This is a genomic window from Nonomuraea fuscirosea (assembly GCF_003001935.1).
Classification (GTDB): Bacteria; Actinomycetota; Actinomycetes; order Streptosporangiales; family Streptosporangiaceae; genus Nonomuraea; species Nonomuraea fuscirosea.
This window is the reverse complement of the sequence record NZ_PVNG01000005.1, coordinates 228,440-244,798: the sequence shown is the minus strand read 5'-3', so window position 1 is coordinate 244,798 and position 16,359 is coordinate 228,440. Positions and strand designations below refer to the sequence as shown.

Genomic DNA, 16,359 nt, shown 5'->3' with positions numbered 1-16,359 from the left:
GCTCATGAGCGGCGAGGCGGGGTCGACGAGCGGCAGGGCTGGGGCGGAGCGGCGGCGGCTGGCGGCGACGGTGGCGGGGGCGGCGGACGCGGTCGTGAGCGTGCTGGCCGCGCATCCGATGCGCGGATCGGCACCCTACCCGGCCGGCGACGTGCTCGCCGTCCTGCTCGGCCAGCAGCGGATCCTGCTGGAGGCGGTGGACGGGTGGGAGGGGCCGCTGGCGGTGACCGCCGACGGCCGGCCGGAGCCGCTGGCGGGTGAACTGGCGCTGTTCATGAGCTATCTGCAGCTCTCGTGCGTGCTGTACCGAGGGTTGTCGGACATTCCCGCCTCCATGCGGGCCGACGCGGCCCGGCACCTGTCGACCATCCACCTGGCCGCCCGCCGCCTGCGCGACCGCGCCCGCCGCGCCGCCCGCGCGGCCTGACCCGTCCGCCCGCGCGGCCTGACCCGTTCGTGGGGCGCGGTCAGGCCCGATCCGGGCGTCCCACGATCCGTGCGACGCCGATCCACTCGTTCGCGAGCCGTGCGGAGGCCGACTCGTTCGGGCGCGGGCTGACCGGAGGACGCGGCCGGTCAGACCGTGGGCAGACGGCGGAGTATGACTCAGGGTGGATGCGCGGGGGAGCAGCCGGTTTCTACTATGAGCGGGTGATGCGGACTCCCCGCTGGCTGGTGCCGGTCGGTTTCGGGCTGCTGGTGCTGCTGGTCGGGCTGTCATGGGCGCAGACGATCGCGGACGGCTGCGGCTGCGTGCCGCCGTTCGCCGGGGGAGCCGCCTTCCTCGTGCTCTGCCTCGTCATGGTGCGTACGGCGCCGGGCCGTCCGGCCGAGGTGGCCGGGCTGCTGGCGCCCGCCGCCGTCGCGGCCCTCACCGGGCTCGCGGTCAACAGCGTCGGCTGGTTCATCCTGGTGTTCTACATCGCGTTCGTCGGGCTCACCCTGCGGCTCTGGCCGGGGATCGTCATGTGGCTCGCCTCGCTGGCCGTGGTGCTGGTGGCGGCGTTCACCACCCCCGACCCGGGGTGGCCCAACTGGCTGGGCGCCGTGACGCTCGTCTTCTGGAGTGCCTGGGCCGCGCGCTACCGCATCGAGGTGGGCGAGCGGTTACATCGGGCCGAGCGCGCCGCCAACGCCGCCGCCACCCTGGCCGAGCGGCAGCGGCTGGCCGCCGACCTGCACGACATCGTCGCCCACACGCTCGCCGTGACGGTGTTGCACCTGGGCGGCGCGCGGCTGGCGATCGAGCACGAGCCGGAGCGGGCGGCGGCCGGGCTGGCCGAGGCCGAGCGGCTCGCCCGGCAGAGCATGGCGGAGCTGCGCAAGGTGGTCAGGGTGCTGGCCGAGGAAGGCGCCGATCCGGCCGTGGTCGCGCCGCAGCCCACCGCGCCCCGGCTGCCCGAGCTCTTCGACGAATACCGTACGGCGGGCCTCGATCTGGAGTCGAGCGTCGAGGGCGAGCTGTCCGTGGTGAGCCCGACCACCGGCATGGTGCTCTACCGGCTCATGCAGGAGGCGCTGGCCAACGCGAGCCGGCACGCGCCGCGCCGTTCCGTCGAGGTCCGGCTGCGTGTCTCGGACGAAGGCGGCGTCGAGGCCACGGTGGTCAATCTGCTGCCGGAGCGCCCGCCTCGGCAGAATGGCGGCATGGGACTTCGCACGATGGCGGACCGGGTGCGCATGGTCGGCGGCCGGGTCACGGCCGGCCCCGAGGACGACCGGTGGGTCGTGCGGACGGAGCTGCCGGCATGATCTCGGTGGTGCTGGTGGACGACCAGGAGCTGGCCAGGGCGGGTCTACGCACGATCCTGCGCGAGCCGTACGGGTTCGACGTCGCGGGCGAGGCGTCCGACGGCCGGGCGGCGCTGGCGGAGGTGGCGCGGGCCCGGCCCGACGTCGTCGTCATGGACATCCGCATGCCGCACATGGACGGCGTCGAGGCCACCCGTGCGCTGCTGGCCGCCGATCCGGCCTGCCGGGTCCTGGTGCTGACCACGTTCGGCGAGGACGCCGTGCTGGCGGCGTCGCTGCGGGCGGGCGCGTCGGGGTTCTGCCTCAAGGACGCTCCGGCCGAGGACATCCAGCGCGCGGTCCGGGCGGTCGCGGCGGGTGACGGCTGGCTCGACCCGGCCGTCTGCGGGCGGGTGCTGCGGCGCTACCGCACGGATCCGGTGACCGACCCCGACGCGGTCCGCCGGCTCGGCGACCTCACCTCCCGCGAGCTCGACGTGCTCAAACTCATCGGCCGTGGGCTCACGAACGCCGAGATCGCCCGGCAGCTCGTGATCGGCGAGGGCACGATCAAGACCCACGTCGGCCGCATCTTCACCAAGCTGGCGGTACGCGACCGCGCGGCGGCGGTCGTCTTCGCCTTCGACCACGGCGTGGTCCACCCCGGCGAGTCACCCGCTCCCGGAGCCTGACCCGGGGTTCGGCTACGGCGTGCTCCGCTCCGGTGGCCGCCCGCGCCGGAAACCTGACCTTGGGCTCGGGCACAAGATGGCCCGTTCCGGCGGGTCGTCTGCGTTCGGAGGCTGCATAGGGGTTCGGCCATGGCTGGTCCGCCTCCCGGGTGGGTCGTCCGCGTCTGGAGTCTGTCCCCGGGTTCGGCCATGGCGTCGGCCGTTCAGGTGGACCGGGCGTGTCCGGGTCTGCCTTGGTGGGGCGGCGGCTATGACCGGGGTCTGACTTCAGGTTCTGCTTGTGGCCAGACGACAGGCGGGGCGGGTTCGAAGACCGTGGAGGCATGCTAGTCAAAGCCCCCAGCCCTCAGACCTCCGCTTTGCCGCTGCCCGCCTTCGCCTGGCGGATCATCGGCCCCATCGCCGCCGCCGTCGTGGTCACCCTGCTGATCCTGAGCCCGTTCTACGGCTACCACCGCGACGAGCTCTACTTCCGTCTCCTCGGCCAGACCCCCGCCTGGGGCTACTTCGACCAGCCCCCGCTGACCCCGCTCCTGGCCAGGCTCTCCACGGAGCTGTTCGGCGACACCATCGTCGGGCTGCGGGTCGTCCCCGCCCTGTGCGCGGGGCTGCTGATCCTGGTCGGCGCGGCGATCACCCGTGAGCTCGGCGGCCGGGCCGGCGCCCAGACGCTGGCCGCCGCCGGGCTCGGTACCGGCATGTTCCCGCTGGTCGTCGGGCACACCCTGCTGACCCAGTCGGCCGACTTCGTGTTCTGGACGACCTGCATCCTGTTCGTGCTGCGCGCCCTGCTGCGCGGCGACGGACGGTGGTGGCTGGCGGCCGGCGCCGTCACCGGAGCGGCGACGTACAACAAGCACCTGATCGTGCTGCTGATCACCGGGCTGGTCACCGGACTGCTCATCGGCGTCGGACTGGCCGTGCGCGGCCCGCGCGCCGTCTTCGCCGAGAGATGGTTCTGGTCGGGAGCGAGCGTGGCCGCCGTGCTCGCCGCCCCGAACCTGGTCTACCAGGCCGTCAACGGCTGGCCGCAGCTCACCATGGCCGCCACGCTGAGCGAGCCGATCAACCGGATCATGTTCGTGCCGATGACGGTGGCGCTGCTCAGCATGGGAGCGTTCGTGATCGCCGTCGTCGGGTGGCGCTGGCTGAGCGGGCGGCGCGAGACCCGGCCGCTGGCCATCGCGACCCTGGTGACGATCCTGCTCGGCTGGGCGTCGGGCGGCCGGGCCGACTACGTCGCGGGCAGCCTGATCTTCGCCTTCGTGGCCGGCTGCGTGCCCGTCGCCGCGTGGATGGAGCGCAGGACCGCCCGGCGCGGAGCGGTCTGGTGCGGGCTGCTCGGCACCTCGCTCATCGGGGTCGCCGTGGCGCTGCCGCTGCTCCCGCCGGCGGCGCTGGGCTACTCGCCGAACGAGGTGTCCAGGGAGTCGGTGGGCTGGCCGCGCTTCGCCGCTCAGGTGGCCGGGGTGCAGCGGGCGCTGCCGCCGGGGACGGTCGTCCTCACCGCGAACTACGGCGAGGCCGGTGCGCTGAACCGGTTCGCCCCGGACGTTCCCGTCTACAGCGGGCACAACGAGCTCTGGTACCAGGGTCCGCCGCCCGCGACGGCGCGGACGGTGGTCGCCGTGGGGCTGCCGCCCGCCGAGCTGCGGTCGCGCTTCGCGCAGTGCTCGTCCGCCGGAGCCGTCGACCACGGCACCGGCGTCCCGAACGAAGAGCTGGGCCTGCCCATCACGATCTGCTCGGAACCGCACACCCCGTGGCCGACCGGCTGGACCGACTACAAGCACGCGAGCTGAGGAGCCGTCATGAGCAACGTCCTGATCGTCATCCCGACCTACGACGAACGCGACAACCTGCCCCGCATCGTCGCCAGGATCCGCGCCGCCGTACCCGCCGCGCACCTGCTCGTCGTCGACGACGACAGCCCCGACGGCACCGGCCGGATCGCCGACCGGCTCGCGACCGAGCTGCCCGGTGTGCACGTCCTGCACCGCGAGCGGAAGCAGGGGCTCGGTGCCGCGTACTCGGCGGGCTTCCGCTGGGGGCTCGCCCGCGGGTACGACCTGCTGGTGGAGATCGACGCCGACGGCTCGCACCCGCCCGAGCGGCTGCCCGCGCTGCTGCGCGCGGCGGAGCGGGCCGACCTCGTCATCGGCTCGCGCTGGACGCCCGGCGGCCGGGTGGCGAACTGGCCGCGCCGGCGGGAGCTGCTCTCGCGCCTGGCCAACCGGTACGCCCGGCTGGCGCTCCGGCTGCCCGTCGCCGACGTCACCGGCGGGTTCCGCGTCTACCGCGCCGCCGCGCTCTCCCGGATCCTGCTCGGCGGTGTCGAGTCGCGCGGCTACTGCTTCCAGGTGGATCTCACCCTGCGGGCGGTACGCCAGGGCTGCACGGTGGCTGAGGTGCCGATCACCTTCGTCGACCGTACGGCGGGGACGAGCAAGATGAGCGCGGGTGTCCTGTTCGAGGCGCTCTGGCGGATCACCGCCTGGGCCTTCCGCGCCCTCTCCGGGCCCGCACCCGCGCCCACCGGCCCACGATCATGACAGGCCGGGCGCTTCCGTCAGCGGCCGGCCAGGTCGAGCTGCAGGTAGTCGAGGTTGAAGTTCTGGTACGCGGTCTCCGGCATGCGCAGGACCAGTTCGTGCGTGCCCTTGGTGAGCCGGCGGCGTTCCAGGGGCTGGAGGGTGAACGCGTCGTGGCTGGTGGTGTTCGCGATCGGGGCCGTCGTACCGGAGCCGGTGCCCCAGTCGAGCACGACGGCGCCGGCGGGGGAGTAGGGCGAGGAGACGCGGGCCGAGACCTGGTAGAGGCCCGCCTTCCTGACCTCGAAGCGGTACTTGAGCCACTCGCCGCCGCGGATCCAGTTCACCGCGACGGCGCCTTCCAGGTCGCAGATGTCCACGCCCTCGTCGGGGCGGGCCACGGTGCAGCGGTTGGGGTCCAGGTCGTGGTAGCCGACGCCCTCGCCGCCCGGCGCGAAGTCCTCGCCCTCGACGCGGATCGTCCGGTTCCCGGGCTGCCGGCCGTAGCGGGACAGGTCGCCGCCGGCGCGCCAGTAGGCGAGCGCCTCGACGTTGTCGGTCTGGATCATGTTCGCGCCGTAGGTCCTGACCAGGGTGCGCCAGCCGAGGTCCTGGTCGCGCAGGGACGCCTCGTCGGTGTACTCGGCCGCCAGACCGTACCACATGCTGTTGATCCAGACGCGGCTGTGCCGCGCGATCTTCGCCAGCGTCTCGCGCGTGACCTGCGGGTCGTCGGTGCTGTCGAAGACCACCTCGTACGCCACCGGCTGACGGCCGGGGAAGGTGCCGACGACGCCGGCGGTGGCGTCGTCGATGATGTGCATGTAGAGGATCTCCGGGTCCCCGGCCATGAAGGCGGCGGCCTCCTCGACCGTGGGAGCGCCCTTGAACAGGCCGTGGTCCACGGTGCCGGTGTGCTTCAGCACCTCGTACATCTGCGCCCTGACCGGCCAGCCCTTGTCCAGGTTGACCAGCGCCCTGCCCTTGACGGCCCGCATCGCCTCCTCGAAGGTCGGCACGGTGTGCTCGGTGATCGCGGCCTGGCCGCCGCCCAGGCCCTGCCTGAGGTGGAGCGACCTGATCTGGTCGAGGGTCAGGTCGGCGACCCGGCCGGTGCCGTCGGTGGTCCGGTCGACGCTGTCGTCGTGCATGAGCACGAGGTGGCCGTCCTTGGTGGGGCGTACGTCGATCTCGACGACCTCGGCGCCGTCTCCGATGGCGGCGTCGATCGCGGCCAGGGAGTTCTCGGGGCCTCGCGCCACTGGCCGCGGTGGGAGGCGATCATGAGCGGGGCGCCGCGGCCGTGCTTGAGCAGCCGCTGGTGCACGCGGTCGATCCCGCCGGGCCCAGTGACCCCTAGGGTGGCCTCTGCGGTCGCCGCCGCGGGGGCCGGGGGGAGTGAGGTCAGGGCGGCGGTGCCGACCAGGCCGGCGATGGCCAGGCCACGACAAAGCTTCCGAATCATGGACATAGACCCTGTAATGGCGACATGTCGCTCATATGAACAGACGGCGGACGCCCCCGCAAGCCGAGATGATCTCATGGCGCCCCCGAGGGCCGGTGTTCCGGCCGTCTCGCGCCGCATCCGAGGTCCGGCACGAGTGACGCGCCTCGGGCACCTGGGTGGGTCAGCGGGGTGAGGCGCGGAAGGAGCGGCGGTAGTTGTCGGGTGGGACGCCGACGATCCGCTTGAACTGGCGGCGCAAAGTCGTGGCGGTGCCCATGCCGGTGGCGGTGGCGACCGCCTCCACGCTCTCGTCGGTGGTCTCCAGCAGCTCCTGGGCACGGCGTACCCGCTGGGTCAGCAGCCACCGCAGCGGCGTCTGCCCGGTCACGGCGCGGAACTGGCGGGCGAGGTTGCGCGGGCTCGTGTTCGCCTGCCGGGCCAGGTGCGTCACCGTGAGCGGCTGGTCCAGCCGTTCCATGGCCCAGGCGAGTACGGAGGCGAGCGCGTGATCGCCCGTGACCCGCACCGGCGTGGACACGAACTGGGCCTGCCCGCCCGGCCGGTGAGGCGGCATGACCAGGCGGCGGGCGACCGCGTTGGCGACCGCCGCCCCGTGGTCGAGGTGGACCAGGTGGAGGCAGAGGTCGACGGCGGCGGCCTTACCCGCGGCGGTCAGGACGCTGCCGTTGTCGGTGTAGAGCACGTCCGGGTCCACGACGGCGCGCGGATGGCGGGCGCTGAGCTCCGCGGTGTGCGCCCAGTGGGTGGTGGCCCGCCGTCCGTCCAGCAACCCCGCCGCCCCTAGCGTGAACGCCCCGGTGCAGAGGGAGGCGATCCTGGCCCCCGCCGCGTGGGCCGCCCGTACGGCCTCGACCAGCTCAGGGGGCGGCGGCTCGTCGATGTCGGCGCACGCGGGCAGGATCACGGTGCCGGCCTCGGCGAGCCGGTCCAGCCCGTGGTCCGGCTCGACCGCGAACGGGCCCACCCGCACCGGGCCCGGCCCGCACAGCCGGACGTCGTACCAGCCGTCCACGGCCTCCTGCGGCGGGTTGCCGAAGATCTCGTAGGCCACGCCCAGCTCGAAGTGCAGCAGGTGACCGGCGGTCGCCAGCGCGACGGTGTGCATGTCGGAAAGTGTACGCATGCTGTCGTTCCGGACTCTCACGGCCGGGGTCGGCGACCGTGGAGAGTGGACTCCTCAGCAGATCGAAGATCGGGGAAGTCATGGGTACGTCGGACGCGGTGGTGGTCTACGGGGCTACGGGGCACACGGGACGGTTCGTCGTGGCCGAACTGCTCCGGCGCGGTTTCACCCCCATCCTGTCGGGCCGCGACGCGGACCGCCTGGCGCCACTGGCCAAAGAGATCGGGGGTGGGGTGGAGGTGCGGGCGGCCGCGGTGGATGATGCGCAGGCGTTGGATCGGGCGCTCGCCGGTGCGGCCGCCGTGGTCAACTGTGCGGGGCCGTTCGCGGTGACGGGAGGTCCCGTGGTCGAGGCGGCCCTGCGAGCCGGCATCCCGTACGTGGACGTCGCGGCCGAGATCGAGGCGAACGCGTCGATGTTCGCCACCTACGCGGAACGGGCGGCGCGGGCCGGTACGCCCGTGGTGCCGGCGATGGCCTTCTACGGCGGGCTCGGCGACCTGCTGGCCACCGCGGCCATGGGTGGCTCGACGGACGCCGACGTGGTACACGTCGCGTACGGGCTGAGCGGCTGGCATCCCACGGAGGGGACCAGGGCGGCGGGCCGGGTGTCCCACGAGCGCCGCGCGGGTCGCCGGGTGCGGTTCAGGAACGGCGCGCTGGAGTACCACGACGACCAGTTGACGGAGCAGGACTGGCCCTTCCCCGAGCCGATGGGCCGGCGGGCGGTGCTGGCGGAGTTCACCATGGCGGATGTGGTGACCGTGCCGAGCCACCTGGACGTGCCCGAGGTGCGTGGCTACATGACGGTCGTGGCCGCGCGGGATCTGGCCGGCGCCGACACCCCCGCACCGGAGGCGGCCGATGCCTCTGGCCGCTCCGACCAGACCTTCGTCGTGGACGTCGTGGTGCGCAAGGACGGCGTCGAGCGCCGCGCCACGGCCGCCGGCCGCGACATCTACGCGATCACCGCGCCGCTGGCGGTGGAGGCCGTGGCGCGCATCCTGGCGGGGGACTTCCGGGTGAAGGGGCTCGCCTCGGCCGGCGCGATGTTCGACGCGACGGACTTCCTGCGCTCACTGGAGCCGCACCTGACGGTCGAGACCCCCGAACCGGCCAAGGCACCCTGACCGGCAGGGGTGCCGATCCGGTCGAGGTGCTCTGGCCGGTCGGGTGCTTGGGGCGGCCAAGGGGGGCTTGACCGTCCGACGTGGCCCGATTTCGGTCGGGGTGCACGTGCCGGCCGGGTGCTGGAAGGCCCTGTTGTGGCGGGGCCTTCCAGCGTTGCGCCAGGTCGGGGTCAGCAGGCCGTGCGGGGCAGGGTGGTGTCGTGGCGGATCTGCGTGTGCGGGAGCAGGCGGACGTTGAACGAGGCCGGCTTGTGGCCGTCGGCGCTCACCTTGACCTCCTGCTTCCCCAGGCCGCCCGGCAGCCACAGGGAGTAACGGCCCTGCGCGTCGGTGGTCGCCGTCCACGTGTCGCGGCCGCGCCGCAGCGTCACTGTCGCGCCCGGCAGCGGGCCCGCCTTCCCGTCGCACGCCTTCGAGCTCACCTCACCGGACAGCCGGGCCCAGTGCCAGGGCGCGTCCACCTTGAGGGTCACGTCGATGGCCGGCGCCGGATACGGGGTGTCCTCGTTGACGGTCAGCCGTGCCTCGTACGTCCTGGGCTCGGCGATCTCGCGGGCGTCGAGCGTGAGGGTGACGCGGACGCTGCGGCCGGGCGCGAGGGTGCCGTGCCCGGGGTCCGCGTTCAGCCAGGGCGCGGCCGTGCCCGCCGGGTCGCAGGCGTCCAGGGTGGGCAGGACCTCGCCGAACGGGGTCACGCGCGGCCCGTTCGCGCCGCCGATCTTGTACAGGCCGCAGGCGGCGGCGCCGCGGTAGAGGGCGTTGCGGGAGTTCGGCAGCGCCGTCCAGGCGTCGGCGTCCGGGTCGTACGCGAACGCCTCGTTGGTCAGCGCGCTGCCGCCGTTCGTCACGCCGCCCGCCACCACGAGCCGGCCGCCGGCCACGGCGTAGCCGCTGGCCCACAGGTCGATCGGCAGGTCGGCGGACTTGGACCAGGCATCGCGCGCCGGGTCGTACGCGTAGGCGTGCGTGGTGCCGTGCGGGCCCGCCGCCAGGCCGCCCGCGCAGTGGACCTTCCCGTCGATGCCGCCACAGGCTGCCCACGAGATCGGCTCGGGGTAGGGGGCCGCCTCGGTGAAGGTGTCGCTCGCCACGTCGTACACGGTGACCTGGTCGGTCGCGCTCTGGCACTCGCCCGTGCATCCGCCGACCGTGTAGATCTTGCCGTTGAGCACGGCGGATCCGACCGCGCCCCACGGGTGCGGGTTGTCCGCGCCGGTGCTCCAGGTGTCGGCCTCCGGGTCGTAGACGAGGGTACGGGCGGCGGGCGTGCCGTCCTGACCCCAGCCGGTGACCACGTAGAACTTGCCGTCCACGAACGCCGAGGCGGGCTTCTGCCTGGCGTCCGGCATGTCGGCCAGCCGGGTCCAGGTCTTGGCGGCCGGGTCGTAGACGTAGGAGGCGGGGGTGCCGCCCTCGCCGCGCAGGGAGCCGCCGAAGGAGTAGACGCGGCCGTCGTGGTACCCGACGGCGTTGTCCCTGATCGTGGTCGGATAGTTGGATATATCCGTCCAAGGCACCGCCGCAGGCGTCCCACCATCCGCCGCAGGCGTCCCACCATCCGCCGCAGGCGTCCCACCATCCGCCGCAGGCGTCCCACCGTCCGCCGCCCGGGTGCCACCGTCCGTGGCGGTGGCAGCGGGTTCGGGTGTTGCGCCGTTCTCAGCGCCGTTCTCAGGGCCGTTCTCAGGGCCGGTGGCCGGGGTGCGGCCGGCGGGGGTGCGGGCGGCGGGGGTGAGGCCGGGTGTTTCGATGCGGGTCGCGGGCGTGCCCTGACCCTGCGCCTGGGCCAACGCGCTGCCCTTCGCCCCGGCGAGGTCGTACGTCAGCGGCGCCGACCCCCGGTTGGTGAGGGTCACCCGGGCCTTCGCCCGCCCCCCGAGCTGGGCCCGCTCCGTCACCTCGTCCGTGCTCACCGACAGTCGCCCCGCCTTGAGCGCGAAGTCGGCCCTGGACACCTGGTCGGCCCCGGACCGCAGCGGGACGGTGGCGCTCTGGTAACCGCGCTGGACGGCGGTGAGGACCCGCCGGCCCGCCCGCGGCATGGGCGCGAACGCCCAGTAGAAGCCGTCCGCCAGCGCCGGGTCGTCGGGCGTGGCGGCGGTGTCGTGGCCGGCTCCGCCGTCAGGGGTGACGGTCGCGCCGTCGACCGGCTCGCGGGTGTTCGCGTCGGTCACGTTGCCGTACACGAGCCCGCCCGCCACCGGCGCGCACGTGCCACCGTCGGTGGCGTAGCCGGGCGCCGAGCAGGCCGCGGGGTCGATCTCCGCCTTGAGTTCGAGCGTGGTTCCGGAGACCTGCGCCGTGACCGGCCGGTAGCCGGGGTAGCGCGGAGTGGCGGTGACCTCGTACGTGCCGCCCACCGGCAGGTCCAGGCGCGCCCGCCCGTCGCCCGGAGCCGTGAACCAGGTGGCCGGAGCGCCCTCGACGGAGAGCTCCGCGTAGAGCGGCCAGCCGTGACCCGAGCCGTCCGCGACCCGCACGGTCACCTTCTTCGTCGGCGTCGGGGACAGCGCGACGTCCTTGGTCGTGCTCTCGTCCCCGGTCACCCGCACGCCGCCGAGCTTCGCGGCGTCGTAGCCGAAGAGCGACAGGGCGACGTCGTAGTCGCCCTCGTCCAGGTGCAGCAGGTAGACGCCGTCCGCGCCGGTGATGGTGTCGAGCACGCGCGGCCCGGTGGCGGTGACGCGGGCGCCGGCGACCGGCTCGCCGGTGCTTTGGTCGGTGACCTGGCCGGTCAGCACGCCCGTGCCGGTGCGGGGGGCGGCGCCGACGGCGCGGTAGACGTCCAGCATGCCCTCGCCGTAGACGTTGTTGTCGCCGGCGGTGCCGCCGCAGGTGGTGTCGGCGTGGTCGCGGGCGGTGCCGCCGAGGATCGCCCGGGTCGCGGCGACGTCACCGACGAGGGCGGGCGCGGCCGACCAGAGCAGTGCCACGGCGCCGCTGACGTGCGGCGCGGCCATGGACGTGCCCTGCTGCACCTGGTAGCCGCCGCCGGGCATGCTCGACCGCACGTTCTGGCCGGGCGCGGCGATGTCGGGCTTGCTGTCGGACAGGCCCGCCTCGCCGCGCGAGGAGAAGCCGGCCACGTTCCCGTCCTGGTCGACGGCTCCGACGGCGTACGACTCCGGGTACTCGCCCGGCGAGTGCTGGGTCCCGCACGCGGGCCCGTCGTTGCCGGCCGCGAAGACGGGGAAGATGCCCGCCGCGACCCACTGGCGCACGTAGTCCTGGTACCAGGGGTTCCCGGTCCCCGACGACCAGGAGTTGTTGAGGATGTCGGGCCGCCGGGCCGGGTCGGGGTCGGAGCCGTCGGCCTTGGTCGGGGCGAGCATCCACTGCGCCGACAGCGCCAGCGTCAGCTCGCCGCACTGGTAGTCGCGGCAGCCCTTGGCCGCGATCCAGCGGGCGCCGGGCGCGACGCCGATGCCCTCGCCGCCGGTCATCGTGCCCATGGTGTGGGTGCCGTGGCCGAAGTTGTCGCACGGCGCGGCCTCGGCGCAGAGCGCGGTGGGGTCGTACCAGTTGTAGTCGTGGGTGAAGCCGCCGTCGCCGTTCGCGCCCCGATACGAGCCGGCCAGCGCGGGATGGGTGTAGTCCACTCCGGAGTCGATGTTGCCGACCACGATGCCCTGGCCGGTGCTCTTGTACTCGCTCCACACCTGGTCGGCGTGGATGGCGCTGACGCCCCACTCCACCGGGCCGCTCGCGGCGACCCGCTCGCCCGGGGTGGGCCGGGGCAGCGTGTACGTGCGCGGCACCCGGACCCGCTCGACCGCGGGATCGTCGGCCAGTTTCGTGGCCAGTTCGGCGGAGCCGCCGCGTACGTACAGGGAGTTGTCGATGTAGAGGGACGTGGCCTCGGCGCCCGCGGCCCGCACCAGGCCGAGGGCCCGCGCCTGGCTGGACTCGGCGGTCGAGCGCAGCTCCCGCAGCACGGCCTCGCCGCGTGCCGACCAGTCCTTGATCGCGGCCGCCGACTTCAGCGTGGCCTGCTCCTTGAACTCCACCCAGAAGTCGGTGGCGCCGCCGTCGGCGGTCAGCCGCGCCGACAGGTCGGGCGGCAGCGGTCCAGGGGGTTCCGCCTGAGCGGGAACGACCGCTCCTGTCAGCGCCAGCAGCACGCCGAGCAGGACGAACGCGCCACGGCGCAGCCGGGTGGAAGGGGGGTTGCGCCGCACCGGGGCCTCCAAGCACACAGGCGCCCGGCCATCGCTTTCGACGGCGCCGTGAACGCCGTCGAGCAGCCTGGCCCAGCGACCCTGTCCGATTCAAGGTTTTCGGTACGGCGAAATCCTGCCATGTCATGAACACGACACACCGAAAAGTATTTCATGCAAATTTGGTAGGAAACACATAACCGCTCGTCACCTGGAGCCGGCCAGGATCGCCGAGCGCGGCAAGCTCGACGCGGTCTTCCTGGCCGACGGCGTGGCGCTCTCCGGCGACGTGCGGCACTACACGCTCCGCGGGCTCGAACCGCTGACCCGCCACCTCCACCGGCGAGGCCGAGCCGCGCGACTTCGGCGTCGAACGTCCCGCGCACGCGACCCGCTACGCCAGGGCCGCCCCACCGATCATCGGCTCGACCGAGCGGGAGGCGCACGCCCTGGAGAAGGGGCTCGAAGAGCTGCTGATCCCCGCGTACGGGCTGGCCCAGCTCTCCCGCATGACCGGCATTGAGCTGACCGAGGAGCACCTGGACGGGCCGCTGCCCGGGCGGGCGTGGGCACCGGGTCTTCGCGGGGACGCCCGAGCAGATGGCCGACCAGCTCCAGGAGTGGTTCCTGGGCGGCGCGGCGGACGGCTTCAACATCACGCCGCCGCTGCTTCCCGGCGGGCGCACCTCCACGTGTCGTATATTTCCTACATTGTCTGTAGGATTACCCTCCAATTGCTGCGTGGACGCTCCGAAAGGGACCTGCCGTGACATCCGCAACGACGGTCGCCACCCCGCGCGACGACCCGCCCTCCGACGGCCCGCTGCTGCTCGTCGACCAGGTGGCGATCGGCTACCAGCGGCAGGGCCGGCACGTGCCCGCCGTCGAGGAGGCGACCTTCGAGGTGGCGTACGGGGAGAAGGTCATGCTGCTCGGCCCCTCGGGGTCGGGCAAGTCGACCATCCTCAAGGCCGTCGGCGGGTTCCTGCGTCCCACGTCGGGCCGCGTCGTCCTGCGGGGCAGGGACGCGCCGGAGCCCGGCCCCGACCGGGCGTTCGTGTTCCAGGAGTTCGACCAGCTGTTCCCGTGGCGCACCATCCTCGGCAACGTCAGTCACCCGCTCAAGGTGACCGGCTCCGACCGGGCCGGGGCGCGGCGCAGGGCCGTCGAATTCCTGGAGCTCATGGGCCTGCACGACGTCCTCGACAGCTATCCGCACCAGCTGTCCGGCGGGATGAAGCAGCGGGTCGCCATCGCGCGGGCGCTCGCGATCGACCCGCTGATGCTGCTCATGGACGAGCCCTTCGGCGCCCTGGACGCCCAGGCGCGCGGACGGCTGCAGCGCGAGCTGGCCGACATCGTCACGCGCACCCGGGTGGCGCTGCTGTTCGTCACGCACAGCATCGACGAGGCGGTGCTGCTCGGGGACCGGGTGGTCGTGCTCGGCGGCCGTCCTTCGCGGGTCAGGGAGATCGTGGACGTGTCCGGCCTGGACGGCTCCGACGCGCCCGGCTTCGCCGAGGCCCGGCAGCGGCTCCGCGCGCTGCTCGCCGAGGAAGGGGAGGACCTCGACGGTGCCGTCTTCGAATAGCGCCCCCGCGGTCGCGCGCGCGGCGGGGCCCGCTACGGCCGGCTCGTGGACGCGCCTGCCTGCCTGGTCGCGGCGCGCGATCATCCTCGTCGTCCTGATCGGGATCTGGCAGGCGTACGCGTCCCTGTCCGGGGTGAGCCCGTTCGTCTTCGCCGGACCCTGGGACGTGGCCGTGGCCTGGGCCGGCGGCTGGGCCGACGGCGAGATGGCCGTCTCCACCCTGACCACCCTGCGCCTGCTGGGCACCGGCATGGCCATCGGCATCGTGCTGACGGTGCTGCTCACCGTGCTGGCCGCCACCACCACGATCGGGAACGACGCGCTGCAACTGGTGTCCTCCATGATCAACCCGCTGCCGTCGGTGGCCATCCTGCCGCTCGCGATGCTCTGGTTCGGGCTGACCGACACGGCGCTGATCTTCGTCACGGCCAACGCCGTCCTGTGGCCGATGACCGTCAACGTCAGCATGGGCCTGCGCACCACGCCCGCCACCCTCCTCATGGTCGGCCGCAACCTGGGCCTGCGCGGCTGGCGGCTGACCCGTGACGTGATGATGCCCGCCGCGCTGCCGCACGCCATCTCCGGCCTGAGGACCGGCTGGGCGTTCGGCTGGCGCACGATCATCGCCGCCGAGCTGGTCTTCGGCACCGCCGGGACCGACGGCGGGCTCGGCTTCTTCATCAACAACGCCCGCTACTACGCGCGCACGCCCGACGTGTTCGCCGGCCTGGTGACGATCGCTCTCATCGGCATCGCCCTCGACCTGGTCTTCAGTCTGGTCGAACGGCACACGGTGACCCGGTGGGGCATGAAGGAAGGAACGTGATGACACTCTCCCGCGCCGCCGGGGACCGCCTCGCCCCCGCCGGGCGGTGCTCGTACAGCCGCAGGGACGCGCTGCGCCTCGGCGTGACCGGCGCCGGCCTGCTGGCACTGACCGCCGCGTGCGGCGGCGGGGGTTCGGGCGGGCCGGGCGGCTCCGGTGGGTCGGGCGGCTCGGGCGGCTCCGGCGGCGAGATCAACATCTCCCAGGGCTCGGGCATCAGCTACGCCGCGCTGATCATCATCCAGGCCAAGGGCTGGCTGGAGCAGGACCTCCCCGGCCGGACGATCAACTGGAAGACCGTCAGCGGCGGCGCCGCGACCAGGGACGGGATCGTCTCGGGCAGCCTCCAGCTCGGGGTCAGCGGCTACGGCCCCTACCTCATCGGCTGGGACGCGGGCGTCCCCTGGAAGGTCGTCTGCTCGCTGAACGACATGCCGCTGTGGCTGGTGGCCAAGGACCCGAAGTTCCGCAGCCTGAAGGACTTCGGCCCGGCCGACCAGATCGCCGCCGTCTCGCCCGGCTCGATCCAGTCGGTGATGTTGCAGCGCGCGGCCCAGCAGCAACTCGGCGACGCGCACGCGCTGGACAAGAACATCGTGGCCATGGCCCACCCGGAGGCGCTGCAGGCCCTGGTCGCCGGGCAACTGGCGGGCGCCTACACCTCGCCGCCGTTCCAGTTCCAGGCCGTGGAGCAGGGGGCGCGCAAACTGGTCGACAGCTACGAGCTCTTCGGCCCGCACGGCTTCAACGCGGTGGTGACCAGCGAGGAGTACGCGGCGGCCAACCCCGACGTGCTCGCCTCCTTCCACAAGAACGTCACCCGCGCCAACGAGCTCATCACCGCGTCACCCGCCGAGGCCGCCGAGATCCTCTCGGAGGCGGAGAAGGGCGAGATCGCGCCGGAGAAGTACCAGGAGTACCTGACCTACACCGGCATCGAGTTCACCACGGCGCCGCACGGCGTACTCAAGCTCAGCGCCTTCATGAAGGAGGTCGGCGTGATCAAGAAGACCCCGGCCGACTGGCGCGACATCGTCTTCGACACGGTCAAGAAGGAGAACGGCTCGTAGTCCTGCGGACAAACTTCTCGATGTCGTGGAAAGGTGGTGG

General features: G+C 73.1%; 12 protein-coding genes. 9 read left to right on the top strand and 3 right to left on the bottom strand.

Going from position 1 to position 16,359, the window contains the following annotated elements; translation table 11 throughout:
- The first annotated feature begins 4 nt into the window (after positions 1 to 4).
- From B0I32_RS13990 to B0I32_RS13970, 5 genes are all read left to right on the top strand, one after another.
- A complete protein-coding gene (locus tag B0I32_RS13990) occupies positions 5 to 427 on the top strand; it encodes a hypothetical protein (protein WP_106238760.1) in 423 nt (140 codons plus the stop codon).
- A gap of 227 nt (positions 428 to 654) precedes the next feature.
- Entirely contained in the window at positions 655 to 1,752 is a 1,098-nt protein-coding gene (locus tag B0I32_RS13985) for a sensor histidine kinase (RefSeq protein WP_245955835.1), read from the top strand.
- The gene (locus B0I32_RS13980) at positions 1,749 to 2,423 is read left to right on the top strand and encodes a response regulator transcription factor (RefSeq protein ID WP_106238755.1); all 675 of its coding nucleotides are present in this window, start codon (positions 1,749 to 1,751) and stop codon (positions 2,421 to 2,423) included. Before B0I32_RS13985 ends, B0I32_RS13980 begins: the two co-directional genes overlap by 4 nt.
- Before the next feature lie 323 nt (positions 2,424 to 2,746).
- Positions 2,747 to 4,225, top strand: a complete 1,479-nt coding sequence (locus tag B0I32_RS13975; RefSeq protein WP_106238752.1) for an ArnT family glycosyltransferase — start codon at positions 2,747 to 2,749, stop codon at positions 4,223 to 4,225.
- A 9-nt stretch (positions 4,226 to 4,234) separates the two neighbouring features.
- A complete protein-coding gene (locus B0I32_RS13970; RefSeq protein WP_106238749.1) occupies positions 4,235 to 4,975 on the top strand; it encodes a polyprenol monophosphomannose synthase in 741 nt (246 codons plus the stop codon).
- A gap of 17 nt (positions 4,976 to 4,992) precedes the next feature.
- On the opposite strand, the gene B0I32_RS13965 is transcribed toward B0I32_RS13970, so the two are convergent.
- Positions 4,993 to 6,216: a glycerophosphodiester phosphodiesterase family protein gene (locus tag B0I32_RS13965; protein WP_219911784.1), complete on the bottom strand. Its 1,224-nt coding sequence runs from the start codon at positions 6,214 to 6,216 to the stop codon at positions 4,993 to 4,995.
- A gap of 366 nt (positions 6,217 to 6,582) precedes the next feature.
- Positions 6,583 to 7,527, bottom strand: a complete 945-nt coding sequence (locus B0I32_RS13960; RefSeq protein ID WP_106238747.1) for a helix-turn-helix domain-containing protein — start codon at positions 7,525 to 7,527, stop codon at positions 6,583 to 6,585.
- A 98-nt stretch (positions 7,528 to 7,625) separates the two neighbouring features.
- Between B0I32_RS13960 and B0I32_RS13955 the strand changes: the two genes are divergently transcribed.
- Positions 7,626 to 8,675: a saccharopine dehydrogenase family protein gene (locus tag B0I32_RS13955; protein WP_106238744.1), complete on the top strand. Its 1,050-nt coding sequence runs from the start codon at positions 7,626 to 7,628 to the stop codon at positions 8,673 to 8,675.
- A gap of 170 nt (positions 8,676 to 8,845) precedes the next feature.
- On the opposite strand, the gene B0I32_RS13950 is transcribed toward B0I32_RS13955, so the two are convergent.
- Positions 8,846 to 12,853, bottom strand: coding sequence for a S8 family serine peptidase (locus B0I32_RS13950; RefSeq protein WP_106238742.1), 4,008 nt, complete (start codon positions 12,851 to 12,853; stop codon positions 8,846 to 8,848).
- Positions 12,854 to 13,598: 745 nt separating this feature from the next.
- On the opposite strand from B0I32_RS13950, the gene B0I32_RS13940 reads away from it, so the two are divergent.
- From B0I32_RS13940 to B0I32_RS13930, 3 genes are read left to right on the top strand one after another with little or no spacing between them, the layout of a single operon-like run.
- On the top strand, positions 13,599 to 14,423 hold the full coding sequence (locus tag B0I32_RS13940) for an ABC transporter ATP-binding protein (protein ID WP_106238740.1): 825 nt from the start codon (positions 13,599 to 13,601) through the stop codon (positions 14,421 to 14,423).
- Positions 14,407 to 15,249: an ABC transporter permease gene (locus tag B0I32_RS13935; protein ID WP_106238738.1), complete on the top strand. Its 843-nt coding sequence runs from the start codon at positions 14,407 to 14,409 to the stop codon at positions 15,247 to 15,249. The genes B0I32_RS13940 and B0I32_RS13935 overlap by 17 nt, the downstream gene beginning before the upstream one ends.
- Positions 15,249 to 16,319, top strand: a complete 1,071-nt coding sequence (locus tag B0I32_RS13930) for an ABC transporter substrate-binding protein (protein WP_106238736.1) — start codon at positions 15,249 to 15,251, stop codon at positions 16,317 to 16,319. Before B0I32_RS13935 ends, B0I32_RS13930 begins: the two co-directional genes overlap by 1 nt.
- Positions 16,320 to 16,359 lie beyond the last annotated feature (40 nt).

Coding starts and splice junctions, on each gene's coding strand:
- B0I32_RS13990 (WP_106238760.1), top strand. CDS start 5: ATGAGCGGCGAGGCGGGGTCGACGAGCGGCAGGGCTGGGGCGGAGCGG.
- B0I32_RS13985 (WP_245955835.1), top strand. CDS start 655: ATGCGGACTCCCCGCTGGCTGGTGCCGGTCGGTTTCGGGCTGCTGGTG.
- B0I32_RS13980 (WP_106238755.1), top strand. CDS start 1,749: ATGATCTCGGTGGTGCTGGTGGACGACCAGGAGCTGGCCAGGGCGGGT.
- B0I32_RS13975 (WP_106238752.1), top strand. CDS start 2,747: ATGCTAGTCAAAGCCCCCAGCCCTCAGACCTCCGCTTTGCCGCTGCCC.
- B0I32_RS13970 (WP_106238749.1), top strand. CDS start 4,235: ATGAGCAACGTCCTGATCGTCATCCCGACCTACGACGAACGCGACAAC.
- B0I32_RS13960 (WP_106238747.1), bottom strand. CDS start 7,527: ATGCACACCGTCGCGCTGGCGACCGCCGGTCACCTGCTGCACTTCGAG.
- B0I32_RS13955 (WP_106238744.1), top strand. CDS start 7,626: ATGGGTACGTCGGACGCGGTGGTGGTCTACGGGGCTACGGGGCACACG.
- B0I32_RS13930 (WP_106238736.1), top strand. CDS start 15,249: ATGACACTCTCCCGCGCCGCCGGGGACCGCCTCGCCCCCGCCGGGCGG.